The following is a 26,906-nucleotide window of genomic DNA, read 5'->3' as shown; positions in this document are numbered from 1 at the left end:
TCAAAACATGCTGCATTTTCGGCATCGAAGAAAATATACCCCTACATGAAGAAATTTTCCCTAATGTTAATAAGCTCCCTGATTTTGTGCGGTACGGTGGCCCATAGTCAGCAAACCCAACAAAAGCTAAAAAAGATTGTAGTTAACCATTTTTTTTCGTGCCCGCTTGATGAGCTCTTTGATACACTGGCCATGAACTATAAAGTCCGTATAGTATTTGAACGAGAGCCTTTACATGAGATGGACGTTGTGGAGCACTTTTTTGAAGAACCGCTTAAAAATGTAATTGCCAAGGTTTGTAATGAAAACAACCTGCATTACTGGATAGAATCAACCGGCACTATCTACATCCTCCAAAACACCGACGATCTGGCGCGGCTGCAAAAACTCAACAAACTCTCACTGCAGGCAGCCAATGCGGTAAAGGCTAAAGAAATTGAGGCCCCAAAGGCAAAACCCAAGCATTTCCTGGTGAGTATAAACGGCCGGGTGATCGATCAGCAAACGGGCGAGTCTCTGCCATCGGCTACGGTGAAGATCAGGGGAACCGACCTCAACGTAATGACCAATGCCGATGGTTATTTTACGATGTTCAGGGTACCTTCAGATACATCGGTAGTGGAGGTCTCCTATACAGGTTATCAAACCGACTATTTCAGGCTGAGCAGCGAAAAGCTGAACTCGCCGCTGATCTGTGGGTTATATTCATCGCTCAACAGCTTAAACGAGGTTACTATTACGGGTAAAAAAAGCGGCGTTATGAATACCGATAGCAGGCAGGTCGGCGTGTTACAGCTTTCGCCGGCCAATTTAGATAAGCTGCCAACCATGGGCGATAAAGACGTACTGCGGGCTTTCCAGTTGATGCCCGGCGTAAGCGGTACCAACGAGTCATCATCGGGCGCGTACGTACGCGGCGGTACACCCGACCAGAATTTGGTTGTGCTGGATGGTTTCACCATTTACCAGGTTGATCACCTGTATGGCTTTTTCAGTGCCTTTAATGCCAGCGCTATTAAAGATGTGCAACTGTATAAAGGTGGCTTCACGGCCAAATATGGCGGCAGGCTTTCGAGCGTTACCGAACTTAACGGCAAAGAGGGCAACAAGAACGAAACCAACATCGGTACCGATTTAAGTTTGCTGAGTGCCAGCGGTTACCTGGAAACACCGCTGTCTGATAAATCAACCTTACTGTTAGCTGTAAGGCGTTCATACCAGGGGCCGTTTTACAACAAGATCTTTAACCAGTTTAATCAAACATCAACCACGCAGGGCGGCGGTCCGGGTGGTGGCGGCCGGGGGGGCTTTGGCGGCGGCGGTTTTGCTAACCAGATTACCCCAAGCTCCTACTTTTATGATTTTGATGCCAAGTACACGTACAGCATCAGTCAAAAAGATAAGGTATCATGGACTTTGTACACAGGTACCGATAAAACAGATAACAGCAGGGAACTGGGCCTGCCATCGTTCCTGTCGTCGGGCAGCAGCGGTATCAACATAACCGATTATACCAAATACGGAAACCTGGGCAGCAGTATCAAATGGTTCAGACAATGGAATAAAAAGTTGTATTCAAACAACTACATCACCTACTCATCCTATTTCAACGACAGGAACAGGAGTACTTCGGGCTTTTCACAGATCGATACCAACGGTATTTCACATACGCTGAGCAACGGCACGCTCGAAACCAACAACCTGAAAGATATAGGCTATAAATCCGAGTGGGAATGGACGGTCAGTAACAAGTATAAGTTGCTCTTCGGCGGTTTTGCATCCTATAAAAAAATAGATTACGAGTATACCCAAAACGATACAAGCAAACTCATCAACCAGCATAACAATGCCATGTTAGCGGGTTTCTACACCGAGCTGGCTATCGACCCAAACAATAAATTCCATATTCAGCCGGGCTTGCGCACCAGTTATTTCGGCCCTACATCCAAACCTTATTTTGAGCCCCGGCTGTCGGCAAGTTATAACCTTACCGATAAGTTTACCATAAAAGGTGCAACCGGGCAATTTTACCAGTTTGAAAACCAGGTGATCCGCGAGGATATTTTATCCGGTAACCGTAATTTCTGGGTACTCTCCAACAACAGCAATATCCCCGTTGGCATGGCAAGGCATTTTATATTAGGTACCAGCTATGAAACGGATGAACTTTTATTCAGCGTTGAAGGATATTACAAAACACTGAGCGGCCTCACACAGTACACCGTAAGGCAAACGCAACCAACCGGTGGCTTCAGGATGGATCCAAACCAAAATCAAACACAAACCGTTACCGAAAACTTTTATGAGGGAACTGGTCGTGCCAAAGGTATTGAGTTTTTGATTCAGAAAAAAATGGGACGTTATACCGGATGGATCAGCTATACCCTTGCCCAGGCCCAGAATAAATTCTCGGCTTTTGGCAATGATTATTACGCTGCGGACCAGGATGTGCGCCATGAGTTTAAATCCATTAACATGTACCATTACGAACGCTGGAATTTTGCTGCCACTTTCCTGTTCAGTACCGGGCATCCTTATACTGCCCCCCTATCCAGCTACACCATTAAAACGGTTGACGGCAACAGCATCACTTACCTCAACATCAGCGATAAAAATGCCGAACGTTTGCCGGCTTATCACCGGCTGGACATGTCGGTATCATATGATCTGTTGAAGATAGACGGACATAAAATAGGCTCAATAGGCTTATCACTGTTTAACGTTTACAACCATACCAATACCTGGTACCGCGAATACCAGATGCAAAATAACCAGGTTATTACCACCGATGTTAATTACCTCGGTTTTACCCCTAACGTTACATTAAGCTTAAGATGGAAATGAAAAAATACCTACAATATTCATTGCCTGCACTGATAACCGGCTGCCTGATGATGGCATCCGCCTGCAAAAAAAACTCTTCTGATACAAACGCGGTGAACAAACCGGTTGTTGAGGCTTACCTCGTTGCGGGGCAACCGCTATCGCTGAAAGTTTATCAGCAAAAAGATCTGACGGATACTGCTACTTATGGATCAGCTATTACCGGGCTGACAATCAATGTAAGCAACGGTATACAAACGGTAAAACTTACCGAAGGAACAAACGGAACTTACACTTACAGCGATGCCTCGTTCGTAACTGCCAGTAAAACTTATTCCATGCAGTTTAACTATAACAATGCGGTTGTGAGCGCGTCAACAGTGATGCCCGGCAAACCAGTTGGATTTAAACTAACCGACAGTGTATTCCATGAACCTAATACGCTTGATCAGGCTTATAACGATAAGGTGCGCGCTACCATTACCTGGACCAACCCCGATTCGTTACAGCATATGCTGCTTTTCAAAAACACCGATAGTAATCCTTTTGAGATCATAGCGGTAAGGAACAACAGGAACCCAAGCTTCGAAATCAATTCCGAAAGAGCCTCTACTTACAGCATAACGCAAACCACTTTCAAATACTACGGGGCTTATAAAGTAATATTGCTAAGGGTAAACGACGAATACATTAATATATTGACCAGCAATACCCGGGGCAGCTCACAAAACCTGATAAATACCCCAACCAATATTGTTAACGGGCTTGGCATTTTTACCGCTATGCAGGCCGATACCTTGAATTTGAGGGTAACGACAGAGTAAACAAAAATAACGCATGGGGCAAAGCGGCAATTGCATGTTATAAGACCGACTTTGCTCCGTGCGATTGTTTGATTGCTATCTATTACAACTTTAAAAATGACGTCATCCCGAACTTGTTTCGGGACCCCCACAGGGCAAGCCGCATGAAGTATACTTAGCAAGTGGGGTGCTGAAACAAGTTCAGCATGACGAGTAGAGGAGCTGTCATTTTACCTTCAGAGGCTAACCTTTAATCTATAATTCCCCTCACTTACTTCCTCTTTGTCACCGCATTGTAAACACCCGTTTAAACGTTTATTGTAAAATCTACGGTTTATATCACGTTAGTGTAACTAATACATGACAATTGCACTTTTTGTAAAAAAATAAAATTTGAGCATGTAACATTTAGGGTATTTTCGCCTCCAATTACCAAAATAACACTAAATGAAACGTTTTTACATACTTATTGCATTGTTCTGCTTCGCGTTATCGGCCCAGGCCCAGTTCGGTGTAGGGGGCGGGGGCGCTACCACAACCGGCAGAATATCAGGCACTATCATTGATTCACTTACAAAAAAACCAATGGACTATGCTTCGGTTGGTTTATATCGCAGCGGAGGCAAATCGCCAATTACCGGTGTTGTAACTGATGATAAGGGTAACTTTAAATTGGACAATATAAAACCGGGCGTATATAAGCTGGCTATCTCATTTATTGGTTATCCAACTAAATATATTGATAAAGTAACCACTACACCATCAAAACCTGATGCCAAACTTGGCCAGGTGCTTTTGGCCCCAAGTTCACATGCGCTTAAAGAAGTACAGGTTGTGGGACAGGCGGCCTTGATTGAAAATAAGATAGACAAGATTGTTTACAATGCCGAAAAGGATCTTACTGCCGCGGGTGGCAACGCTACCGATGTGCTGCAGAAAGTACCTTTGGTTGCCGTCGACCTTAACGGTAACGTATCTATTCGTGGTGACCAGAATGTACGCGTATTGATCAATGGCAAGCCATCCGGCGCTACATCAGCCAGCTTATCAGATGTATTGAAAACCATCCCTGCCGATCAGATCAAAAGCATCGAGGTGGTAACTTCACCATCAGCAAAATATGACGCCGAAGGCTCGGCCGGTATTTTGAACATTATTACCAAGCAAAAAAACGTTTCGGGTATCAGCGGTTCAATCAGCGGTGGTGTGGGTACACGTCAAAACAATGGTAATGCCAACATCAACTACAACCACAACAGGTTAAGCTTATCGGCAAACGTGGGCGGCAACGCTACCTGGCCGCAAACATCGCTTACTTCAAGCGATCAGGATTTTTTCTTTAACGACCCAACACAGCACCGTTCGCAAACTTCAACAGGTACCAGCCGTGTTAAACGCCATGGTATCATTGGTTCAGCATCGGCCGGGTATGATTTTAACGCGTTTAACAACTTGCGTACATCAATCCGTATAAACCAGGGTGGTTTTGACCCTAACAGCAAAACCGACTATACCCGTACTTATTACTATGATCCAACGCTGAATAATGCTTATCAAAGCAACAATATAGGGCATAACTCATTTGGCGGTTTTGACTGGAATGTTGACTACACGCACAAATTTAAAAAAGAAGGCCATGAGTTGAGCTTATCTACCCAATGGAGCCACAGCAAAATTGTGACAGATTACACCACCTATTTTTTCAATACCGATGAATTTCAAAACCTGAAGAACAATATCGACGGAAAAAATAATGAGTATACCATACAGGCCGATTATGTTTTGCCAATTAACAAAGTACTAAAGCTGGAAGCCGGCGGTAAAAACATCATCAGGAGGATAAAAAGCGTTTCGGATTATTTCAACCCTGGCGGTGATGGTTTTGTTTACGACCCTGTAAACTCAAATAAATATAACTACAATCAAACAGTTTGGGCAGGCTATTCTGTATTAACGGTTACCCTGCCTAAAGGTTATTCAATACTTGCCGGTGCAAGGCTCGAAAACACTGATATCCATGGCGAACCAATAAACGAATTACAGAGCTTGCAACCGTTTGATCAAAACTACAATACTTTTATACCAAGCTTAACCTTGCAGAAAGCGCTTACCCCAACCCAAACTATTAAACTGGCATACAGTAAACGTATAACAAGGCCAAGCCTGCAGTTTTTGAACCCCTTTGTGAACAAGAGCAATATTACTGCACAAACAGTAGGTAACCCCTTACTTGCGCCCGAGGTTTCACAAACTGTTGAATTAGGTTATAACACGTTCATTAAATCGTCGGTAATTAACCTATCGGCATATTATAAGCATACAACAGGTTTAATTGAAGGTTTAGTAACTAACCTGCCCGGAGACCAGGAAGGTACCATAACTACCTATCAAAATATTGGTGTAAACAACTCATTCGGCGCAAGCTTTTTTGGTTCGGTAACCCCGTTTAAGATCCTCACTATCCGAGGTAGTATCAACGCTTATACTTATAAGCCAACGGCTATTAACCAGTTAACAAATCAGCAAACGCAAACCAATACATACGTGCAATACAATGCGTTTTTGAGTGCTCAACTTACCTTGCCAAGCAACTTTATTGCAGAGGCATTTGCTGTTGAGAACTCGGCACGCCGTACTATACAAGGTTCAAATCCATCGTTCAGCATTATGGGCTTTGGCTTTAAAAAACAGTTTATGCAAAAGAAACTTGCATTGGGTATTAATGCCATTGAACCATTCAATACTTACAAAAACTTTAATACCGACATAAAAACACCAACATTTACACAAAGCAGCAAATTCGCGTTCCCATTCCGTTCGTTTGGTGTAACGTTTAGCTACAGCTTCGGTAAATTAAACTTCAGTAACCCGCAGCAGCAGAAAAAAGGCATCAACAATGATGACATGAAACAAGGCGACCAGGGTGCCGGCGGTTCACCTACAGGCGGCCGATAATATTTAAGAATCAAGACTGTTAGAGTCAGGATATAAGAAAAAACTAAAGAGCCGGGAGCGTAAATGCTTCCGGCTCTTTTTCTGAACCGGGATTGTCTGAACTCGAATTTGTTGAACTCAATGAATTGACAGAATTTTAAAATTCGATAAATTCTTACAATTCGTTTAATTCGAGTTCAGACAAAATTCCGGTCATGGTTACTCTTCCCCCACCTCAATCCCTATCTGTTTAAGCAATAGCGAGGCATTAAAAGTTTTGCATTCACCGTGCTTGATCTTGTAATCAAACAGCATTTCGCCATTTACCACCTGGATATCAAAATAAAAATTACGTACGTAATCAGGATATTTGGTTTCGAGATGGGCTATCTGTAAATCGTGAGTTGCTACCATACCCACCGCATTTTTGCGGATGAGCTGCTCGATAACCGCCTTTGAGCCGAGGTATTTATCAACCGAATTGGTACCCCGCAGCATTTCATCTATCAGGAAAAATACTTTCGGCTCATTTTCAACCGCGGCCAGCAACATTTGCAGACGGTCGAGCTCGGCCTTAAAAGTCGAAGTACTTTCATTGAGCGAATCCTTGATGCGCATGTAACTGATGATGGTGATCACCGATACCTGCATGCTTTTGGCGCAAACAGGTGCACCGCTTAAGGCCAGCACGGTATTAATACCCACCGTACGCAAAAAGGTACTCTTACCGGCCATGTTTGATCCGGTGATGATATCAACTTTAAAAGTGTCATCCAACTCATAATCATTTTCAATACGTTTGGCAGCATCAATAAGCGGATGGGCGATGGCTTTGGCAGTAAGCGTATAACCTGGTCTGTCGTCAATAAAAGGAAAACTCCAATCAGGGTAGTTTATTGCTAAACCGGCCAGGCTCAGGAGCGATTCAAATTCGGCAATGACATCAAAAGCGGCTTCAAGGCTGTCCTGGTTTTGACGTTTCCAGTTTTCAATGGCGATGATCTGGCGGATATCCCACAAAAAAAACAGGTTAAGCACAAAGCCGATTAATAGGTTAAGGTGATAATTAAGCTTATTGATCAGCTCCCCCAGCTCTTTTATTTTGGCTGATGTTTTATCTGTTTTTAGCTGTTGCGCCAATATATTGTTATAGGTGGCCTGCCATTGCTGATCTTCAATGCATTTAAATACACCGGCATAGTTGGATAAGGTATCACCTATTTTACCGGCAATAAGATCGGCTTTGCTGATGTAGGCTGCTTTTGAAAACACCACCCCCATATTAAACAAGCCAACCACGATGGCCGCAAGCTTCGCCGGCGAATAAAAATAAGCGACTACCAGCAACGCCGTAAACAGGTAAGGCGCTATTTTGGTATAAGCGGCAAGCCATTTTTCGCCTGGCATATCGAGCGGAATGTGCAGGTATTTGAAAAGGTTTTTAAGCTGGTTTACATCCTGCTTTATGGCGAAAATGAGCCGTGTTTGAAGATCGAGCTTCCAGCTGTTCTTAGCGGCTATTTCTTTAACAGCTTCCTGTCGTTGTGATACGGTTTGCTTGCTTGCCGGGGCATTGAGCCAACCCGCCAGTTTATTATTACCCGGCGTGGTGGCGGTGCGGTTGATGAGTTGGTATAAGGAGGCATTGCCGTAAATATCCAAATCGGAAGTGTAAAAGTGTTTATCGTTGCTATAACGCGCACCATCGCCATAAATATTGCTGTGCGCTTGAATATTGCCTATCTCGTTTTCATTTACCTGTTGCAGGTCGTCATAATACTGTTTCTGCTTTTCAAAAGCGCTTTGGCGCGCTACCAGCCAGGCAAAGGCAAAAACCAACAATACAAAGGCTATGGCGATGATACTAAAATTGTCGAAGTGAATGGCAAAGGCTATAGTTACAGCCACCATAGCAAATATGCCGAGCCTCAGCAGCGAATAGGTATTGGCAAGCTTTTTATATTTGGCCGCTTCTGTAGCGGCGAGGCTTGCTCTTTGCGTATAATCGTTTATAATTTTTTGTTCCATTTGCAGATAAATTCAACCAAAATAAACACATATATTTTAAATAAACGTTTATTTGTTTCAGATATGAAGATCACGTTCCTTACCGTTGGAAAAACAGAGGATGCCTATTTAAAGGAAGGCATTGATAAATATGTAAAACGGCTAAAACATTACACCAAACTGGAGCTTGCCGAAATCCCCGAGTTGAAGAACACCAAAGCGCTGAGCCCCGAGCAGCAAAAGGCCAAAGAAGCCGAGTTGATCCTCAAGAAAATCACCCCGCTTGATTTTGTGATCCTGATGGATGAAAAAGGAATGGAATTTACATCAAGCCAGTTTGCGGCTTATATCAATAAAAAAGAAGTTACCACATCTGCCAACTTAATATTCATCATAGGCGGGCCTTATGGCTTTGATACCTCCGTTTACCAGCGGGCTAACGACAAGATCTCTCTTTCGCGCATGACATTTTCGCACCAGATGGTACGCCTGTTTTTTGTGGAGCAACTGTACAGGGCATATACCATTATGAAGGGAGAGCCTTATCATCACGAGTGACCGTTGATTTTTTCTGATTACGTTGATTTCGCTGATTTTATCTGAAGCATATTCGGCGAGAATCCTGTAAATCCTAAAATCCGTTTAATCCCGGTTCAGAAAATGAACAACACATGAATCTGCACATTTGCACATCTGCACATCTGCACATTTTACCTACCTTTGTTAAATGTCAGCAGGTCACGATCATTCACACTCACATTCGCACGGGCACCATCATCACGACCATGCCCCTAAGCTTGATCATTTAAATTCGGCTTTTATTTGGGGCATCGTACTTAACTCGGTGTTTGTGGTGGTTGAGGCTATTACAGGTTTTATTACACACTCTTTGTCCCTGTTAACCGACGCAGGTCATAACCTGAGCGATGTGGCCTCGCTCGCATTAGCCTTACTTGCTTTTAAACTCACCAAAGTAAGCGCTAATAGTAAGTATACCTACGGCTATAAGCGGTCGACCATCATCGTATCTTTTTTTAACGCGGTAATATTATTTGCAGCCGTTGGTTTTATTATTTATGAAGCTATTACGCGCTTCATGAACCCCGAAACAGTATCGGGCGGCACCATGGCCTGGGTTGCTTTTATAGGCATTGGCATTAACGCTTTTACAGCCTGGCTGTTTGTTAAAGATAAAGATACCGACCTGAACATTAAAGGCGCTTACCTGCACATGGCTGTTGATGCCATAGTATCCTTTGGCGTGGTGATATCTGGTATTATCATATACTTTACCAAACTGTACTGGATTGACAGCGCAGTGAGCCTGATAATAGGTTTTGTGATATTACGCGGCACCTGGAGCCTGCTTACGGCCAGCCTGCGTTTGGAAATGGACGGCGTACCTGCCGAAATGGACCTTGACAAGATCAAAGCCGAACTTAAAAAAGCCAAAGGCGTGGTTGATGTTCACCACATGCACGTTTGGGCGCTCAGCACCACCGAAAACGCACTTACTGCCCACCTGGTGATCAAGCCTGAAGCCATGGCCGATTTTGATAATATCAAGCATGACCTTCGTCACCGTTTGGAACATCTGGATATCAGCCACAGCACTTTTGAACCCGAATTTTCGGAAGAAGGGTGTAAGCAGCCCGAGTGTTTGTAGGCTGCTTCTTCATATTTCATAAAACCCCTCAGTTTTCTTATTTTTAAGGTAAACAATTACCTTAACATGAGCAAAGCCCAAACCTTAAAAGTACTATCCGTTATCACCTTTCTTGAAATCGTCGGAATGGTAGTATGGCCAATTATATTGGGCTGGGGCCAGCTTATGAGCTCGGCGGGACTGCTGCTTTCCGTAATATTCGTTTTTCCGCTTATTTACTATGTGGTTTTTATCATATTCCTGTCCCGCTATGCGCAAAGAGATGTGCAGGATCAGAATATCGGGCTTGTGATATTCTTAAATGTGCTGCCTGTTATTGTGCTGCTTTATATTTTGGATGTGTTTTGATTGAAACAACTAATAAACGTTTTTAAATAATTCTTACTACCTTGAAAGCGATTATTTAACCTGTCATGAAATCAACCCGAAGAAAATTCATAACCACAACAGCGGCACTGGCCGCAGGTACAGTTACTGCATCGGCAATATCCCTGAAAGAGCAGAAGGAAGAATGGCCAATAGTTCACCATGTATTTTTCTGGCTTAAAAACCCGGGATCAACAGAAGATCGCAATAAACTGGTAGCCGGCGTTAAAACCCTCGCCAAAATCGAAACCGTACGCAAACTCCGCGTAGGTATTGTGGCCAGTACCGAAAAACGCGATGTAGTTGATAATTCCTGGGCCGTATCTGAGCTGATGTTTTTCAGTGACCTGGCCGGACAGGCAACCTATCAAACCCACCCTATCCACCTGGAGTTTATTAAAAACTGCAGCCATCTGTGGGAAAAGGTAATTGTTTATGATGCGGTGGATGCTTAGCTTTTAACAAAAGCTTAATCAAACTCCTGCAAACCAATCATTAGTGTTTGAGTTAAATTAATAAAAGTTAACCAAAACACTAAATGATATGAAAGTTAAACACCTGGCCATTTGCCTTGCTATTTCAAGCTTCACATTACATTTAAGCGCCGCCGCTAATGCAAAAAGCGAAGGCGCTCATCACAAATCAATAACCACCGCTCCTGCCGTTGAGGGATGGTATTTCAGGGCTGTAAGTGGCTATCCCGCTGCCATTGCCTTTGAACCCGTAGTATTATTCAAAAACGGAGAGTACTTTGATGTTGGCGATGAGCCAATTGAAACGCTGGACGTGGCAACCGCCAAAAGCAGCCGCCCTAAAGCCTGGGGAACCTGGAAAAAAACGGGGGTGACCTTTTATCTTACCAATAACGAAGGAAAAACGTATGACTATAAGCTGGGTGAAGGCAATTGGTTCCCGGCCTATCCCTACACAGGTAGTATCAAGCTAAAAAAGGGATATGAAAAAGTAAGTGGCGGCGATTATGGCAACGGCACAAATGCCCTGGTGATCAAAAAGATCAATTTTATTGATGATACCCATTTTGCTGAAGGAGCAAACGGAGGCATCATGACGCCCGCTGCCAGTGCCTGGAAAAAGACCGCGGGAAAAGGCGGCACCTACAAAATTTATGGCAATACCATCGAACTCAACTACGGAAGTAAAATGGTCAAAAAATCCTTTGCTTTGGGTGCCTCGGGTTCACCTGCACACCCAACAAATACCATGATATTTATTGGGGGCGATGCTTATACTGATATTGAGTAAGGGAGCGAACCGCATAAAAAAGCCGAATAATCGGCTTTTTTATGCAATCCCAATTAATTCGTCACTACCTTTAGTTGATATTTTGATGATCTGCTCTTTTCGATGGAGTGCAAAATTCATCGCCATTTTAACAAACTCATTTAATGTGATGTTGTTAATCGCCGCAAATGTTGAAGCCTCTTTATGCAGGGCCGAAGGGACACGAACATTAAATGTACCCTTGTATGTTTTATCCGGCGATTTACCAATTTCGTTACAGGTGTATCAATGTAATCTTCAACGGCTTCCTCAAATGCAGCTTTAAGTTCTTTCACCAATGTCCCTTCAAAATTAACCAGGTCATTGATGCCTAAAGCTTTACCATGGAAAACTTCATCGGAAACGCTGAAATGCACCGATCCATAATAGTTTTTATATTACGAGATATCATTCATCTTTTAAGTATCCTTTTAATCTCAGATTTCAATAACGTCTTTTATTGCGTATTCCTTAGTATATTGGCAGGATGGAGTTTGTGAAGGTTGATAATATTTTTATTTGCATCAACAAACTTTCTTCTTGATCCTCCTGTTTCCCCACCTTTTAACTCCTCAAAGCCAAATGAGCTTAGTATTTTAAATAGTTCATCCCATGTAAAATCTTTGGGAATAGATAGCATACGAGCTATTAGTTTTTCTTGCCTTGACATTTTTTGATATTTCCGTACTTATCATAATTAAAACTCTTTTCTACAGATCTATCGGGTAAGTTCTTCAACCAATTAAATTGACTTAAGTACAAACTTAATAAAAACGAGCTGTCCTTTTGAGACAGCCTCGTTTTTATTGATAAGATCAAGCGACATTAAATTACTTAAACAAAAAAAGGGCCATCCTTTTGAGACAGCCTCTTTTAAGTTTATAACAGTCCCTCCCCCTTTTGGGGAGCCGGGGGTTACGAATCTATCTTAGCATATTTAGCGTTGCGCTCAATGAACTCGCGGCGTGGAGCAACTTCATCACCCATCAGCATGCTGAAGGTATGGTCGCACTCGGCGGCGTTTTCAATGGTAGCACGTTTAAGGGTACGGGTTTCGGGGTTCATGGTTGTTTCCCAAAGCTGAATATCGTTCATCTCACCCAAACCTTTGTAGCGCTGCACGTGCACGCTGTCTTCTTTGCCGGCACCTTTAAGGCGCTGAATAGCGGCATCACGCTGTACATCGTTCCAGCAATATTCATACTCTTTACCTTTTTTAACCTGGTAAAGCGGCGGCGAAGCAATATATACATAACCGGCCTCAACCAACTCCTTCATGTAACGGAAGAAGAAAGTAAGGATCAACGTGGTAATGTGCGAACCGTCTACGTCGGCATCCGTCATGATGATGATCTTGTGGTAACGGAGCTTGGTTAAGTTAAGGGCTTTATCATCTTCAGGTGTACCGCGGCTTACGCCCAAACCGGTAAACATGTTCTTGATCTCTTCGTTTTCGTAAATCTTGTGCTCCATGGCTTTCTCCACGTTCAGGATCTTACCACGCAATGGTAAAATAGCCTGGTACTCGCGGTTACGGCCCTGTTTAGCAGTACCACCCGCCGAGTCACCTTCCACAAGGAATAACTCACAAAGGGTTGGGTCGCTATTGGCACAATCAGACAGTTTACCCGGTAATCCCGAGCCTGTCATCACACTCTTGCGCTGTACCATTTCGCGCGCTTTACGGGCGGCGGCACGGGCGGTAGCGGCAAGGATCACTTTATTTACAATAAGGCGGGCTTCTTTAGGATTTTCTTCAAGGTAATTACCTAAAATCTCACCTACCGCAACGTCAACAGCACCCATTACCTCATTGTTACCCAGTTTGGTTTTGGTTTGGCCTTCAAACTGCGGCTCGGCCACTTTTACCGATACTACTGCAGTTAAACCTTCGCGGAAGTCGTCGCCGCTAATCTCAACTTTTACGTTTTTCAGTAAACCTTCCTTATCAGCATAAGCTTTTAAAGTACGGGTTAAACCGCGACGAAAACCTGCTACGTGGGTACCGCCTTCAATGGTGTTAATGTTATTTACGTACGAGAAAACGTTCTCACTGTAGGTGTCATTGTATTGCAGCGCAAGCTCAACCGGAATGCCGCCTTTATTACCATCAACATAAATAGGTTCCGGAATAATAGGCGTACGGGTGCCGTCCAAAAATTTAACAAACTCACGCAAACCACCCTGCGAGAAAAATTCTTCCGAACGGAAAGTGCCATCTTCTAAAGTTTCGCGCTCATCGGTTAAGCTCAGGCGAATGCCTTTATTAAGGAATGACAACTCACGCAAACGACCAGCCAGGGTATCGTATTTATACTCGGTAGTAGTAGTAAAAATCTCCGGATCGGGCTGAAAGGTTTGGATTGTACCGGTTTTATCAGATACACCTATCTCCTTTACATCAAACATGGGTTTACCACGCTCATACTCCTGGGTAAAGATCTTGCCTTCACGGTGAACAACAGTAGCAACATGGGTTGACAGTGCGTTAACGCAACTTACACCTACGCCGTGCAAACCACCCGATACCTTGTAGGTATCCTTGTCAAATTTACCACCGGCGTGTAAAACAGTCATTACAATTTCAAGCGCCGATTTACCTTCTTTTGTATTGATACCAGTAGGGATACCACGACCGTTATCTGATACGGTTATGGAATTGCCAACATGTATAGTAACTTTTATATCATCGCAATAACCGGCAAGGGCTTCGTCGATAGAGTTATCAACTACTTCATATACAAGGTGGTGCAAACCTTTAACACCTGTATCGCCAATGTACATCGACGGACGCTTGCGCACCGCCTCTAAACCTTCTAAAACCTGTATGTTATCTGCTGAATAATTGGATTTATCCTGAATTTCTTCGCTCATATTTATTAAATGAAACAATCTTCAAAATTACAAAAAATACCCCGGATTAACGATTATTTGTGGATAAAAGTACAGTTGTGGAGAGTTGTATAAATCAGAATTTACAGGATTTTAGAATTGGCAGAATACTTGCCTGAACTCGAAATTTTATAGAATTTAAAGGATTTAAAGAATCTGTTGTATTTCCAATTCTGGCAATGCATTAATAATTTTAACGAATTAAGTTCTTGTGATGGCGCTTGAGTGCAGGACCGTGGGTGGCTGACTTGTGCCCCCTGGTTCATTTACGCCTTTCTTTATTTTCAAATCAAGGAATCCTTAAATCCTATAAATCACGGTTCAGAATATGGGCCTTGCCTGCGGCCCGGGCTGTACGTTCATACGCCTGCAGGCATTACGCTCATTGGCCGGTACCCACTTCCATCCCTAACGCAAATTGTACACCATAAAATTTTTTAGGTAAAGCAAAACTTCACGGTTTTAGCGCGTTAGCCTAAAACACCGCGCTCCAGCACAGCCGCAATCAGTATCATCTGCTCATTTGCACATTTTAAATCTGCACATCTGATTATCTGCACATCCGATTAGGATACTTGCAATGAAAGATTATCTTTGTCAAAATTTTATAATATTTTTCAGATTGACAGAAATGAAAACCAGTGCTTCAGTTTTAACCAAACTTACTTTAGGATTAGCAATTGCAGGCAGCATGGCCGCTTGCAGCCAAAATAAAACCGCCGATAAACCGGCTGCTGCAACCACAGCAACTCCTGATAAAGAAACCATTGTTTATGTAAACTCCGATTCTTTATTAAGCAAGTACGATTACTTTAAAGACATGTCAAAACGCCTTGAAGATAAAGGCAAAGCATCACAAACCGATCTGCAAAACCGCGGTCAGGCTTTTCAGCGCCAGGTTGCCGAGTACCAGAAAAATCAGGCTACCATGCCGGCCGATCAGCGCCAGGCTACCGAGCAACAGTTACAGCGTAAACAACAGGAATTACAAGGCTACTCTCAAAATGCAGGTGCCGAATTCCAAAACGAGCAAGCCTCTGAAAATGCTAAGCTGTATGATAAAATTGCCGACTTTGTAAAAGGTTATGCAAAAGAAAAAGGCTACAAACTGGTGTTAACTTATTCAAAAGCCAATCCAACCGTATTATATGGTGATCCATCGTTAGATGTTACCGTTGACGTTGCCAAACGCCTTAACGAAGCTTACGCTAAAGACAAAAAATAATATACGATTTGAAAATTTTATGATGTAGTAATTTGAAAATTACAAGTCATTTTCAAATATTCAAATTGACACATTTTCAAATTAAAACCTCAACTTCGGTTGAGGTTTTTTAATTTAGGGCAATATGGAAAATACGGCACACGAAAAATTTATGCGCATAGCCATTGAACTGGCCGAAGACAATGTAAAGCGTGGAATGGGCGGGCCTTTTGGGGCCGTGATTGTTAAGGACGGCATGATCATAGCCCGCAGCGCCAACCGTGTTGTACCCACTAATGATCCTACCGCACACGCCGAAGTCTCGGTGATCCGCCTGGCCTGCCAGGAGCTGGAAACCTATAATTTAGCGGGCTGCGAAATTTATACCAGTTGTGAGCCCTGCCCTATGTGCCTGGGTGCCATTTACTGGGCCCGTATCGATAAAATTTATTACGCCAATACCAAAGCCGATGCCGCCGCGATAGGTTTCGACGATCATTTTATTTATGATGAACTGGGCTGTACCATGGAAAAACGCAAGCTCCCCTTTGTCCAAATCCTTCGTGATGAAGCGTTAACTACTTTTAAGCTTTGGGAAACAACCGAGCATAAAGATCATTATTGACCGGGATTTGGGGGAGGACATTTGTCTGAACCCGGATTTGTAGGATTTATCAGATGGGCAGGAATTTGATTCACATTTGCAAATCAAATTCCATCAATCCCTAAAATCTGCTTAATCCGGGTCCTCTTCTTTTTCTTCAAAAAAATTATCTTTCAGGTCATCAATCTCGCGCCTGTCGGCCTTAGTGGGACGGCCCGTGCCACGATCACGCTTCAGTATCGGGGCATGGAACATTGATTTAAAGGCCTGGGTTTGTTCAACAGGAGTTATATCCTCGTAAAAATTGACAGCCGTTTTGGCGTCTACCCGGTTTTCCAACAAGCCGGTTACTTTTACAACCTTGCGTTCAATGCCTTTTGCTACCTGGTAAACATCGCCAATTTTCACCTCGTATGACGGCTTGATGTTTTTACCGTCCAGCTTGATGCGGCCGGCCTTACAGGCATCAGAAGCCAGTGTACGGGTTTTAAACACGCGGATGGCCCACAGGTATTTATCTATTCTCAGTTTCTCTCTTTCGGCCATAATATTCAATTTCTTTTATATTTACTGGCCAGGCGTTCGGCCAATGCATCAATATCATTTTTCCGGGCAAGCATAAGTACCCAATGTTCGGGAATACTTTCAAAACCATAAATTAAACCAGCCAATCCACCTGTTACCGCTGCGGTGGTATCGGTATCAAGGCCCAAATTTACAGATTTTAATACGGCTTCGCTATAGTTCGTTGTGGTTAACAAACACCAAATTGCCGCTTCAAGAGTATGCAGTACGTACCCGCTACTTTGTATCTCAGTTACAGGCAGCATGTAAATATCGCCTTTCAATAACCTGTCAAACAAGGCTATCTCATCAGGGTTAATAGTTGTTCCCTCTAAAAACGAAGACACTTCAGTCTTTACTTTCTGATAAACAGATTCAGGATCATTATTTGCCAGCAAGCTACGGGCAAACTCCAGGTAATAAAAACAAGCTATTACTGAACGCACATGTCCATGTGTTATAGATGATACCTCTTTTGCGATGGCAAAACGCTCTTTTACAGGCTTATCTTTTATGTAAAATAGTAGAGGCAGAATCCGCATTAACGAACCATTGCCATTTGATGATTCATCGAACTCGCCGGCCAGATCGGGCCGTACTTTGTGTAAAACCCGTTCAATAGCAACTCGGGTTGCCATGCCTACGTCAAACACCTCTCCGCGCGCAGTCCATTGTTCGTTATATAACCAGTTAACAAAACTATCGGCAATTTTTTGCAAACTATAACCATCTGCTAAAACATCGGCGAGACAAAAAGTCAACGAACTATCGTCCGACCATGTACCCGGCGGCTGTCCATAAGTACCGAAACCGGTCATATCAGTTACCGGCTTTTTAGCGATGTCTTCCCGCAATTTAAATTCAACAGGAACACCCAGTGCGTCGCCAACGGCTACACCAAATAATACGTCTTTATAAAAATTACGATTCACAGTCACAAACGCTAATTAACACAACATTTTTTTAATATGCTGGCAAATCAACAACCGCAAAGCTTCGTTTTTACAATTTACTTAGGCAGGTCTTTTTTAATGAACTTATGATAAAGATATTCGGCGTAACCAACGCTAACATAATCAGGGAATTTCCAGTGTGGATAATAGCGCCTTTGGATGTATTTGAGTAAGCTAAAAAACAAAACGCTGAGGATAAGCAGCAGTGCCACCGAAAGCAAAATAACTGCAAATAGTACTAAAGGGGTCATACCTGGGAATAATTTGGTTAATATAAATTAAAAGGTTAAAACAATTATATCAATATTCATTCTAAGCTAACAGATTGATATAATAAGTGCTTATACGATAAGTAAAGTGCTAATGTTTACTGTTTTATAAACTTATTTACCAGGAGCACTAACAAATAACAGTAAATAAACGCTCTTTTAAAATCAAATTGTTTTCCCAAAAAACCTTCTATGCCAACCCAGGAATTATACATATACGCGCAAGTTGAAATAAAAAAAGTAAGCCTCCCAGACACTCGCTGTCCGGAAGGCTTTTGACACCTAATTAGTTTAAACGTTGGTTTCCGTTTACATAAAATTAAGGCTTACTTAATGTTTTTTATATAGCTACCCATCGATTGTCCGGATATTGTATAAATGTGTGTAAAACAAGGCACTGTAAGTCAAAATATTATACGCAACACGTCAATTATACTACATATTTCCCGCTATTTCCTTCATACAGTGTTAAATTAAAGACAACCGGTGGCATAATTCTATTTGACTACCTGCTTTGTTTCAAATCTGGATTGAATCCCCCGTTCCCTTCATGATATACAATCTTTTAAAACATATTTCCTTAAAAATCCTTTAATTTGCCAAAAGTTTAATTTCACCAATGCAAGATCTTAAAAAACTGATTGAAGAGGCCTGGGAAGACAGGAACCTGCTGAACTATAATGAATACACCAACGCCATTGAAACCGTTATTGACCGTTTGGACAAAGGCGAGATCCGTGTGGCCGAACCCATTGGCACACGCTGGCATGTAAATGAGTGGATTAAAAAGGCGGTTGTTTTGTATTTCCCGACCAGGCAGATGGAAGAAATTAAAACCGGCCCTTTTGTTTTTCATGACAAAATGAAACTCAAAACCGATTACAAACAAACCGGCGTTCGCGTGGTACCTCATGGTATTGCCCGTTATGGTGCCCACCTGGCCAAAGGTGTTATCATGATGCCCTCGTACGTAAACATTGGTGCTTATGTTGATGAAGGCACCATGGTTGATACCTGGGCTACTGTTGGCTCATGCGCGCAGATTGGTAAACATGTACACTTAAGCGGTGGCGTAGGTATCGGTGGTGTGTTGGAACCACTACAGGCTGCCCCGGTTATTATTGAAGATAATTGCTTTATCGGTTCACGCGCCATTGTTGTTGAGGGCGTACATGTTGAACATGAAGCTGTATTAGGCGCAAACGTAGTGTTAACAGCATCAACCAAAATCATTGATGTTACCCACAGCACCCCGGTTGAATATAAAGGCCGCGTACCTGCCCGCTCGGTAGTAATTCCGGGTTCATATACCAAAAAGTTTGCTGCCGGCGAATACCAGGTACCATGCGCCCTCATCATCGGCACCCGTAAGGAATCAACCGACAAAAAAACGTCGTTAAATGACGCCCTGCGTGAAAACAACGTAGCGGTGTAATTTTAGATATGAGATGTTAGATATGAGATTTGAGACTGCGCACATATCGCTTTCTTTTATCCCTTATTTAAAATAAAGATGTGAGCCTTGGGATGTGAGATTAAGACTGTCGAATGCAGCTTATTTTATCTCACGTCTCATATCTCACATCTCAAATCTAACACCCAAATGAAGATAGGATACGATGCTAAACGGGCTTTTTACAATAATACCGGCTTAGGTAATTACAGCCGCTGGTTAATTAAAGGCATAGCGTCGCTCAATCTATCCAACCTTTTATATTTATATACGCCAAAAGCCAAAGCCAATCCGCGGCTTAATTTTATTGGCGATTATCCCAGCATTCGCACAGTTACCCCAAAAAGCAAATGGTTCACTTCATGGTGGCGTAGTAAAGGAATTATCAAAGATCTAAAACGCGACGGCATTGAATTGTACCATGGTTTAAGTCACGAGTTGCCTTCGGGAATCGAACATACCGGCATTAAGTCGGTTGTTACCGTGCATGACCTCATCTTCATGCGTTATCCGAAACATTTTGGTACGGTTAATTACCGTATTTACCTCGCTAAGGTTAAACATGCCTGCCGCGTCGCGGATCAAATTATCGCCATAAGCCAAAAAACAAAGGATGACCTTATCGACCTGCTCAGCATCGCCCCCCAAAAAATAGAAGTTATTTACCAGGGATGTGACCCTTCATTTGCAATTGAACAAACCGCCGCGCAAAAATCGGCTGTAAAAGAAAAATATAAGCTGCCCAACCGCTTTATTTTGAGTGTTGGCACTATTGAAGAACGCAAAAACCTGCTGCTAACCGTTAAGGCGTTAAAAAATGTTGATGACATAACACTGGTAGTAATTGGCAAAGAAACCCGATACACAGAATTGGTTAAAACATATATAACAGCTAATAACTTAAACCACCGGGTAATATTTTTAAAAGACGTTACCTTTGCAGAGTTACCTGCTGTTTATCAGCTGGCATCGGTATTTGTTTACCCGTCACGGTACGAAGGATTTGGTATACCCGTGTTAGAAGCTTTAAACTCCGGCACGCCGGTTATAGCAGCAACAGGCTCCTGCCTTGAAGAAGCAGGCGGGCCAGGCAGCCTTTATGTGAACCCTGATGATGATGCAGGTCTTGCCGAAAAACTAAACCAGGTGCTTAGTGATGATGGCTTAAGGCAAACCATGATAACCAAAGGCCGCGCTCACGCAGCTAATTTTACCGATGATAAACTAAGTCAGCAATTAATGCAGCTTTACCAAAATATTTTGAACCATGCTTAGAGACGAAGTAGCCAAGGCTTTTAAAATTGTACAAGAGGGTGGCATCATCCTTTACCCTACCGATACCATTTGGGGCATAGGCTGTGACGCCACCAACACCGAAGCCATTCAAAAGATCTACCGCCTGAAACAGCGCGATGAGGCCAAAAGCATGATCATTTTGCTGGATACTGAAAACAAGCTGGAAAGCTATATCAGTGAAGTAAACCCGCTGGCCTTTGAACTGATTGAATACGCAGAAAACCCGTTAACACTGGTAATGCCGGGCGCCAAAAACATTTCCCCGGCTTTAATTGCTGCCGACGGCAGTGTGGGCGTAAGGGTGCCAAAAGATATGCCCTTTTGCCAGCAACTGATCCAGCGCCTGCGCAAGCCATTGGTGTCAACTTCGGCCAATATTAGCGGCAAACCCTCGCCGCAATATTTTTCGCAAATAGACCAGGAAATTATTGACGGCGTTGATTATGTTGTTGATTTGGAGCAGCATAGCAAAGAGATCAAAACACCATCAACCATCATGAGGTTGGCCCCTGATGGCAGGTTTGAGTTTTTGCGTCGTTAACGAGGGATTAGAGGCTGGAGATTAGCGATTAGTTATAAAGGTATTTTTGAAGATATGTTTTAACAGAAACATTTTTATAAAATCTTTTGTGTAACCCCTCTATATATTTAATATACTGACTATCAATTATTTAAATCAAAATAATTAAAATTGTGTTAACCCTGTTAACCCCCTGTCGTGCAGAAAGCCGGAAGTGTGAGGTCCAAAGTCTGAAGTCTGAAAATTTTGTTTATTAAGTGGAAAGATACTTAGGACTTTCCACTTAAGACTTTCGACTTAAGACTTTTGACTTTACCGGGGCATTTTACCAATTAATCTTACCTTTGTACCCTTATTAGCGTTTTTAAGCATCAAATCATGCAGCAACACCTCAGGCATCCCGTATTTTCTGTTATATCCCGTTTAGCGGGCGAACAAAACGTACAGGCCTATGCTATAGGTGGTTTTGTGCGCGATATTTTCCTGAACCGCCCGTCGAAGGATATTGATATCGTAATTATTGGCAACGGCATTGCTTTTGCCGAAGTTGTTGCCAATACGCTTAAAGTTAAACTGGCGGTTTATAAAAACTTCGGTACGGCCTCGCTCAAATACCGCGATCTGGAGATAGAGTTTGTTGGTGCCCGTAAAGAATCATACCGCCGCGACTCGCGCAAGCCAATTGTGGAGAACGGCACTTTAGAAGACGACCAGAAACGCCGCGATTTTACCATCAACGCGCTGGCCATTTCCCTCCACCCCGATACATTTGGCGAGTTGCTTGATCCATTTAACGGCATTGCCGACCTGGAAAACAAACTGATCCGCACACCGCTTAATCCTAACGAAACATTTTCAGACGATCCGCTGCGTATGATGCGGGCCATCAGGTTTGCTACCCAGCTCAATTTCAGGATCGATGATATCGCCGTTGAAGCCATTAAAACCACTGCTGCCAGGATCAGCATCATATCGCAGGAGCGCATTACCGATGAACTGAACAAGATCATCCTGTCGCCGGTGCCTTCCATAGGTTTTAATTACCTATTTGATACCGGACTGTTGCATAAAATCTTCCCGCAAATGGTAGCCCTTTACGGGGTTGACTATGTAGATGGCAAAGGCCATAAGGATAACTTTTACCATACCCTTCAGGTACTTGACAACATCTGCGAAACTACCGACGACCTTTGGTTACGTTGGGCTGCCATACTGCATGACATAGCCAAACCCGCCACCAAACGTTTTGAGCCCGGCCACGGCTGGACTTTTCATGGTCATGAAGACCGGGGCGCACGCATGGTGCCCAAGATTTTCGCCCAGCTTAAACTGCCGCTTAATGAAAAAATGAAGCAGGTTCAAAAACTTGTGCAGCTTCATTTAAGGCCCATCGTACTTTCACAATCCATAGTTACCGATTCGGCAGTGAGGCGTTTGCTTTTTGAGGCAGGAGATGATATCGAAGCATTGATGTTGTTGTGTAAAGCAGACATCACCACCAAAAATGAATATAAGGTTAAAAAATATCGTAACAATTTTGAGCTTGTTCAACAAAAATTAAAAGACGTTGAGGAACGCGACAGCATCCGTAACTGGCAGCCGCCGGTTACCGGTAACGATATCATGACCATGTTCGGTATAAAAGAAGGCCGGGAAGTAGGAATAATCAAAAATCAGATCCGCGAAGCCATATTGGAAGGCGAAATTCCCAACAATAGGGAGGCCGCGTTAAGCTTTACAATCAGCAAAGGCATTGAAATTGGCTTAAAAGTTGTGACTAATCCAAATTAAATTAAAACATTATTATTTTTGTCCAAAATCTACAATAAGCAATGGCAGTATACAGGTTCAGGGTTACTTTTGAAGACTACGATGACGTTACGAGAGAAATTGATGTAAAATCAAATCAAACTTTCGAAGATCTTCACCGCGCAATTCATCAGTCAACCGGGTACAATCCGGAATTTTCTTCATCATTTTATATCAGTAATGATCAGTGGACCAAAGGTGAAGAAATAACTTACCTGCCTAACCAAAGGCGTATTGACCGAGGTGTATCATTAATGAATAAAGTAAAGCTGTTGAGTTTTATTGATGACCCGCACCAAAAATTTTACTATACATTCAATTTCGATCGTCCGTTTGATTTTCATGTGGAACTAATGAAGATCATTTTAGATGAAACACCGGGTACTACCTACCCCGCCGTTGTAAAATCAGTTGGCGAGGCCCCAAAACAATTTGGCAACTCATTTAATGCTACCGTTTTACCGCCTGTTACCGAAGACTTCGACTTTTTGAACGAAATGGCCTTTAACCCGGAGGATGCCGAAGATTTTTCGGAAGTTACAGATACCGATGATCTGCCGGAAGAAAAACACTCCGGCGGCGAAGAAGAAGAGGAGGAAGATGAATTCGGCAATGAATTTAGCGATGATGAGGGCTTTGAGGATGATGAAAGACCTGGCAGAGGCGGCAGCGACGATTATTAAATTTTAGCATATGATTCATAGTTGATGGTTCATAGCCTTTGCTCCAAGCACTTGCCTATTGCATTTTAAGCCATGAATTATGAACCATTCACTATGAACTACTACTCCCCAACCCTTATCGTAGTTGCTGGGCCTACCGCGGTGGGTAAAACGGCTGCGGCTATTAAGTTGGCACAGCACTTCAATACTGTAGTGGTTTCCGCCGATTCGAGGCAATTTTTCAGGGAGATGAATATCGGTACCGCCAAGCCCGATGAAAGCGAGTTGGCTGCGGCCAAACACTATTTCATTAACTCGCATTCCATATCCGAAAGTTTTTCTGTTGGCGATTTTGAAAAGCAGGGGCTTGCACTTTTAGATGAACTTTTTAAGGTATATGATAAGGTGATCCTGGCGGGGGGATCAGGTTTGTACATTAAAGCCATTTGTGAAGGCTTTGATGATTTGCCCGTGGCCGATATTTCAGTACGTGAAAAACTAAACCAGCAACTGGAAAAGGAAGGAATTACACCATTACAAAAAAAACTACAACAGGTCGACCCGGATTATTATACCCAGGTCGATCTTAATAATCCTCAGCGTATCATCAGGGCGTTGGAAGTATTTGAAACCTCAGGTAAACCATTTTCATCTTACCGCAACGCTACTGTAAATAAAAGACCTTTTAATATTATCAAACTGGCGCTTGATATGCCTCGCGAAAAATTGTATGAACGTATAAACCTGCGCGTCGACCTGATGGTTAAACAAGGCCTGGTTGAAGAAGTAAAAAGCCTCCTTCTCTACCGTGAGCTTAATGCTTTAAATACCGTTGGCTATTCAGAGCTATTTAATTATTTTGATGGCAAAACCAGCCTCGACGAAGCCCTCCTGCTTATAAAACAAAATACCAGGCGCTTCGCCAAAAGGCAGCTTACCTGGTTCAGAAAAGATAAAGATTTTGTTTGGTTTGATGCCGGTGCTCCCGATGTTATTGACCAGATGGTCAGAGCCATTGAAACTCCCGCATAATTATTTTATTGCGGCAGCAGGCTTTGTAAGTATTTGCCATAACCACTTTTGATATACTTGTTAACTAACAACCGTAACTGATCGTCATTGATAAAACCACGACGGTAAGCAACCTCCTCAATACACCCTATTTTTGTTGACTGGCGTTTTTCAATCACGCGTACATATTCGGTAGCATCGCTCAATGAATCAAATGTCCCGGTATCTAACCAGGCTGTGCCTTTATCCATAACACCAACATGCAAGTTTCCCTGCTCAAGATAAAACTTGTTAACATCGGTAATTTCATATTCCCCACGAGGTGATGGTTCAAGATCCTTTGCTATCTGAATTACCGAATTATCATAAAAATAAAGGCCGGGCACTGCAAATTTGGACTTTGGCTGTAGAGGCTTTTCCTCAATTGATAAGGCCCTGAATTCAGCATCAAATTCAACCACGCCATAGCGCTCAGGGTCGGCTACATGATAAGCAAAAATAGCAGCGCCATCAACGTCATTGAAGCTGCGTATCAATTCGGCAAAACCGGTACCATAAAATATATTATCGCCCAATATAAGGGCCACTTTGTCATCTCCGATAAATTGCTCACCTATTACAAAAGCCTGGGCAAGTCCATTAGGCTTTTCTTGTATGGCATATTCAAATTTACAGCCAAGTTCGGAGCCATCGCCCAGTAATCGCTTAAAACCGGGATTATCTTCCGGAGTAGTAATGATCAATATTTCCCTGATATCTGCTTGCATTAAAACAGATAGTGGATAATAAATCATCGGTTTATCATAAATTGGCATCAATTGCTTGCTTATCGCCCTTGTTATGGGATATAAACGTGTGCCTGACCCTCCTGCTAAAATAATTCCTTTCATAAGGTTTTTTATTACTGTGGAAATATAGCGATATCAGGTTTAAATTTTAGCTATACTGTGTACATTATTTAGCATAGATATTTTTTGTTTAAGATATTTAACGTAAATATCCCTATCGCCTTGCAGCAGGTGTATACCATCCCCTGTTTGGTATGCCCTTGATGTATCAGAAGGTACAAAGTCAAATCCCTTTTGTTTCGCCAACTCCATCATACGTTTACGTTGATAGGATATCAATTTTGAATTGCGGATACTTGAATCAATAGGCATTTCAAAAAAACATATTTTACAACCTTTCGAAGCAAAAATATCTAATGATTGTGCCATGCGATTATACAATTCATTAAATGATTTTTTATCAGGCTCGTTGGCCCATTCTTCACGCGCATTTATTAATAATTTGTGAAATAAGACTGCGGGCGGCTTTTGTTTGTTGACGCTGCTCGTAGGCTTTTTAAACTTATCAACAAAATTAGTGAGGAACTTATTTCTGGTTTGCAGCAGAGGAAGGTAATATTTCACTTTATAAAGCTCATTTTCAAAAATATCTTTAATAACAGATGAATCTACCCCGCGATCAATATGGTTTATTTCCACAAAAAGCTGTTTAGGTATTTTATTACTACGTCTGATAATCTCAATACCTGCACATGAACCGTAATGCGGCATGTATAGGTTAAAATAATTTTTATCAAAAAGACTTCGCCCTTCAAATGCACCGCTCAACGATGACCCAACTGTAACAACCTCATATTGATGTTTGTCAAAAACATATCCTTCGGCCCTTTCTTCATTACTGTAATAAGCATTCCTTTTTATAGGAAACCAAAACATAACTATATTATAAACCAAAGCCAGGGCACTGCCAATTAAAAGTATAGACCAAACTTTTTTCATCT

The 26,906-nt window shown here is 42.5% G+C and carries 25 protein-coding genes; 16 read left to right on the top strand and 9 right to left on the bottom strand.

Translation table 11 applies throughout. The features are described 5' to 3' along the window. The first annotated feature begins 45 nt into the window (after window positions 1–45). From MusilaSJ_RS21115 to MusilaSJ_RS21105, 3 genes are all read left to right on the top strand, one after another. Window positions 46–2,844, top strand: coding sequence for a TonB-dependent receptor (locus MusilaSJ_RS21115; protein ID WP_274986787.1), 2,799 nt, complete (start codon window positions 46–48; stop codon window positions 2,842–2,844). Then, a complete protein-coding gene (locus tag MusilaSJ_RS21110; RefSeq protein ID WP_274986786.1) occupies window positions 2,841–3,647 on the top strand; it encodes a DUF4249 domain-containing protein in 807 nt (268 codons plus the stop codon). Before MusilaSJ_RS21115 ends, MusilaSJ_RS21110 begins: the two co-directional genes overlap by 4 nt. 426 nt (window positions 3,648–4,073) lie before the next feature. Continuing rightward, window positions 4,074–6,581, top strand: coding sequence for a TonB-dependent receptor (locus MusilaSJ_RS21105; RefSeq protein ID WP_274986785.1), 2,508 nt, complete (start codon window positions 4,074–4,076; stop codon window positions 6,579–6,581). A 198-nt stretch (window positions 6,582–6,779) separates the two neighbouring features. Here MusilaSJ_RS21105 and MusilaSJ_RS21100 read toward each other — a convergent pair whose 3' ends face one another. After that, window positions 6,780–8,588, bottom strand: a complete 1,809-nt coding sequence (locus tag MusilaSJ_RS21100) for a MutS-related protein (protein WP_274986784.1) — start codon at window positions 8,586–8,588, stop codon at window positions 6,780–6,782. A 63-nt stretch (window positions 8,589–8,651) separates the two neighbouring features. On the opposite strand from MusilaSJ_RS21100, the gene rlmH reads away from it, so the two are divergent. The 5 genes from rlmH (at window position 8,652) to MusilaSJ_RS21075 (ending at window position 11,862) form a co-directional block, all read left to right on the top strand. Then, window positions 8,652–9,125 carry a 23S rRNA (pseudouridine(1915)-N(3))-methyltransferase RlmH gene (gene rlmH, locus MusilaSJ_RS21095; protein ID WP_176622255.1) on the top strand — a complete coding sequence of 158 codons (474 nt, stop codon included), beginning with the start codon at window positions 8,652–8,654 and terminating at the stop codon, window positions 9,123–9,125. 169 nt (window positions 9,126–9,294) lie between these two features. Beyond that, window positions 9,295–10,233, top strand: a complete 939-nt coding sequence (locus MusilaSJ_RS21090; RefSeq protein ID WP_274986783.1) for a cation diffusion facilitator family transporter — start codon at window positions 9,295–9,297, stop codon at window positions 10,231–10,233. Window positions 10,234–10,299: 66 nt separating this feature from the next. Further along, window positions 10,300–10,581 (top strand): hypothetical protein, encoded by a 282-nt coding sequence (locus MusilaSJ_RS21085; protein WP_274986782.1) that lies wholly within the window; start codon window positions 10,300–10,302, stop codon window positions 10,579–10,581. 65 nt (window positions 10,582–10,646) lie between these two features. Beyond that, on the top strand, window positions 10,647–11,054 hold the full coding sequence (locus tag MusilaSJ_RS21080) for a Dabb family protein (RefSeq protein WP_274986781.1): 408 nt from the start codon (window positions 10,647–10,649) through the stop codon (window positions 11,052–11,054). Window positions 11,055–11,142: 88 nt separating this feature from the next. After that, on the top strand, window positions 11,143–11,862 hold the full coding sequence (locus MusilaSJ_RS21075; protein ID WP_274986780.1) for a hypothetical protein: 720 nt from the start codon (window positions 11,143–11,145) through the stop codon (window positions 11,860–11,862). A 39-nt stretch (window positions 11,863–11,901) separates the two neighbouring features. Here the strand turns inward: MusilaSJ_RS21075 and MusilaSJ_RS28125 are convergent, their stop codons facing one another. The 3 genes from MusilaSJ_RS28125 to gyrB all read right to left on the bottom strand — a co-directional run bounded on the left by MusilaSJ_RS28125 (window position 11,902) and on the right by gyrB (window position 14,754). Continuing rightward, window positions 11,902–12,111, bottom strand: a complete 210-nt coding sequence (locus MusilaSJ_RS28125; protein ID WP_446725149.1) for a toxin-antitoxin system HicB family antitoxin — start codon at window positions 12,109–12,111, stop codon at window positions 11,902–11,904. A 226-nt stretch (window positions 12,112–12,337) separates the two neighbouring features. Then, window positions 12,338–12,550 (bottom strand): type II toxin-antitoxin system HicA family toxin, encoded by a 213-nt coding sequence (locus MusilaSJ_RS21070; protein ID WP_274986779.1) that lies wholly within the window; start codon window positions 12,548–12,550, stop codon window positions 12,338–12,340. Between the two features lie 245 nt (window positions 12,551–12,795). Beyond that, window positions 12,796–14,754, bottom strand: a complete 1,959-nt coding sequence (gene gyrB / locus MusilaSJ_RS21065) for a DNA topoisomerase (ATP-hydrolyzing) subunit B (RefSeq protein WP_274986778.1) — start codon at window positions 14,752–14,754, stop codon at window positions 12,796–12,798. A gap of 649 nt (window positions 14,755–15,403) precedes the next feature. Here gyrB and MusilaSJ_RS21060 point away from each other — a divergent pair. Beyond that, window positions 15,404–15,997, top strand: a complete 594-nt coding sequence (locus tag MusilaSJ_RS21060; RefSeq protein ID WP_274986777.1) for an OmpH/Skp family outer membrane protein — start codon at window positions 15,404–15,406, stop codon at window positions 15,995–15,997. Window positions 15,998–16,121: 124 nt separating this feature from the next. After that, complete coding sequence (locus tag MusilaSJ_RS21055) at window positions 16,122–16,601, top strand: nucleoside deaminase (RefSeq protein WP_274986776.1); 480 nt, start codon at window positions 16,122–16,124, stop codon at window positions 16,599–16,601. A 111-nt stretch (window positions 16,602–16,712) separates the two neighbouring features. Here MusilaSJ_RS21055 and MusilaSJ_RS21050 read toward each other — a convergent pair whose 3' ends face one another. From MusilaSJ_RS21050 to MusilaSJ_RS21040, 3 genes are all read right to left on the bottom strand, one after another. Beyond that, on the bottom strand, window positions 16,713–17,126 hold the full coding sequence (locus MusilaSJ_RS21050; RefSeq protein ID WP_274986775.1) for an Hsp15 family ribosome-associated heat shock protein: 414 nt from the start codon (window positions 17,124–17,126) through the stop codon (window positions 16,713–16,715). 5 nt (window positions 17,127–17,131) lie between these two features. Further along, a complete protein-coding gene (locus MusilaSJ_RS21045; protein WP_274986774.1) occupies window positions 17,132–18,076 on the bottom strand; it encodes an ADP-ribosylglycohydrolase family protein in 945 nt (314 codons plus the stop codon). A 77-nt stretch (window positions 18,077–18,153) separates the two neighbouring features. Beyond that, the gene (locus MusilaSJ_RS21040) at window positions 18,154–18,348 is read right to left on the bottom strand and encodes a hypothetical protein (protein ID WP_090528540.1); all 195 of its coding nucleotides are present in this window, start codon (window positions 18,346–18,348) and stop codon (window positions 18,154–18,156) included. 637 nt (window positions 18,349–18,985) lie between these two features. On the opposite strand from MusilaSJ_RS21040, the gene MusilaSJ_RS21035 reads away from it, so the two are divergent. From MusilaSJ_RS21035 to miaA, 6 genes are all read left to right on the top strand, one after another. After that, window positions 18,986–19,801 carry a 2,3,4,5-tetrahydropyridine-2,6-dicarboxylate N-succinyltransferase gene (locus MusilaSJ_RS21035; RefSeq protein WP_090528546.1) on the top strand — a complete coding sequence of 272 codons (816 nt, stop codon included), beginning with the start codon at window positions 18,986–18,988 and terminating at the stop codon, window positions 19,799–19,801. Between the two features lie 168 nt (window positions 19,802–19,969). Beyond that, window positions 19,970–21,094 carry a glycosyltransferase family 4 protein gene (locus tag MusilaSJ_RS21030; RefSeq protein WP_274986773.1) on the top strand — a complete coding sequence of 375 codons (1,125 nt, stop codon included), beginning with the start codon at window positions 19,970–19,972 and terminating at the stop codon, window positions 21,092–21,094. Next, entirely contained in the window at window positions 21,087–21,656 is a 570-nt protein-coding gene (locus MusilaSJ_RS21025; protein WP_274986772.1) for an L-threonylcarbamoyladenylate synthase, read from the top strand. The genes MusilaSJ_RS21030 and MusilaSJ_RS21025 overlap by 8 nt, the downstream gene beginning before the upstream one ends. 357 nt (window positions 21,657–22,013) lie before the next feature. Continuing rightward, window positions 22,014–23,426: a CCA tRNA nucleotidyltransferase gene (locus tag MusilaSJ_RS21020; protein ID WP_274986771.1), complete on the top strand. Its 1,413-nt coding sequence runs from the start codon at window positions 22,014–22,016 to the stop codon at window positions 23,424–23,426. Between the two features lie 41 nt (window positions 23,427–23,467). After that, the gene (locus MusilaSJ_RS21015) at window positions 23,468–24,127 is read left to right on the top strand and encodes an IS1096 element passenger TnpR family protein (RefSeq protein ID WP_274986770.1); all 660 of its coding nucleotides are present in this window, start codon (window positions 23,468–23,470) and stop codon (window positions 24,125–24,127) included. A 72-nt stretch (window positions 24,128–24,199) separates the two neighbouring features. Further along, entirely contained in the window at window positions 24,200–25,138 is a 939-nt protein-coding gene (miaA, locus tag MusilaSJ_RS21010; RefSeq protein ID WP_274986769.1) for a tRNA (adenosine(37)-N6)-dimethylallyltransferase MiaA, read from the top strand. A 5-nt stretch (window positions 25,139–25,143) separates the two neighbouring features. On the opposite strand, the gene rfbA is transcribed toward miaA, so the two are convergent. Then, window positions 25,144–26,007, bottom strand: a complete 864-nt coding sequence (gene rfbA, locus MusilaSJ_RS21005; RefSeq protein ID WP_274986768.1) for a glucose-1-phosphate thymidylyltransferase RfbA — start codon at window positions 26,005–26,007, stop codon at window positions 25,144–25,146. Window positions 26,008–26,046: 39 nt separating this feature from the next. Beyond that, window positions 26,047–26,904, bottom strand: a complete 858-nt coding sequence (locus MusilaSJ_RS21000; RefSeq protein ID WP_274986767.1) for a hypothetical protein — start codon at window positions 26,902–26,904, stop codon at window positions 26,047–26,049. Window positions 26,905–26,906: the final 2 nt, after the last annotated feature.

The sequence above is a fragment of the Mucilaginibacter sp. SJ genome (assembly GCF_028993635.1).
In the GTDB taxonomy this organism is placed as follows: Bacteria; Bacteroidota; Bacteroidia; order Sphingobacteriales; family Sphingobacteriaceae; genus Mucilaginibacter.
This window is presented reverse-complemented; position numbering and strand designations above follow the sequence as displayed.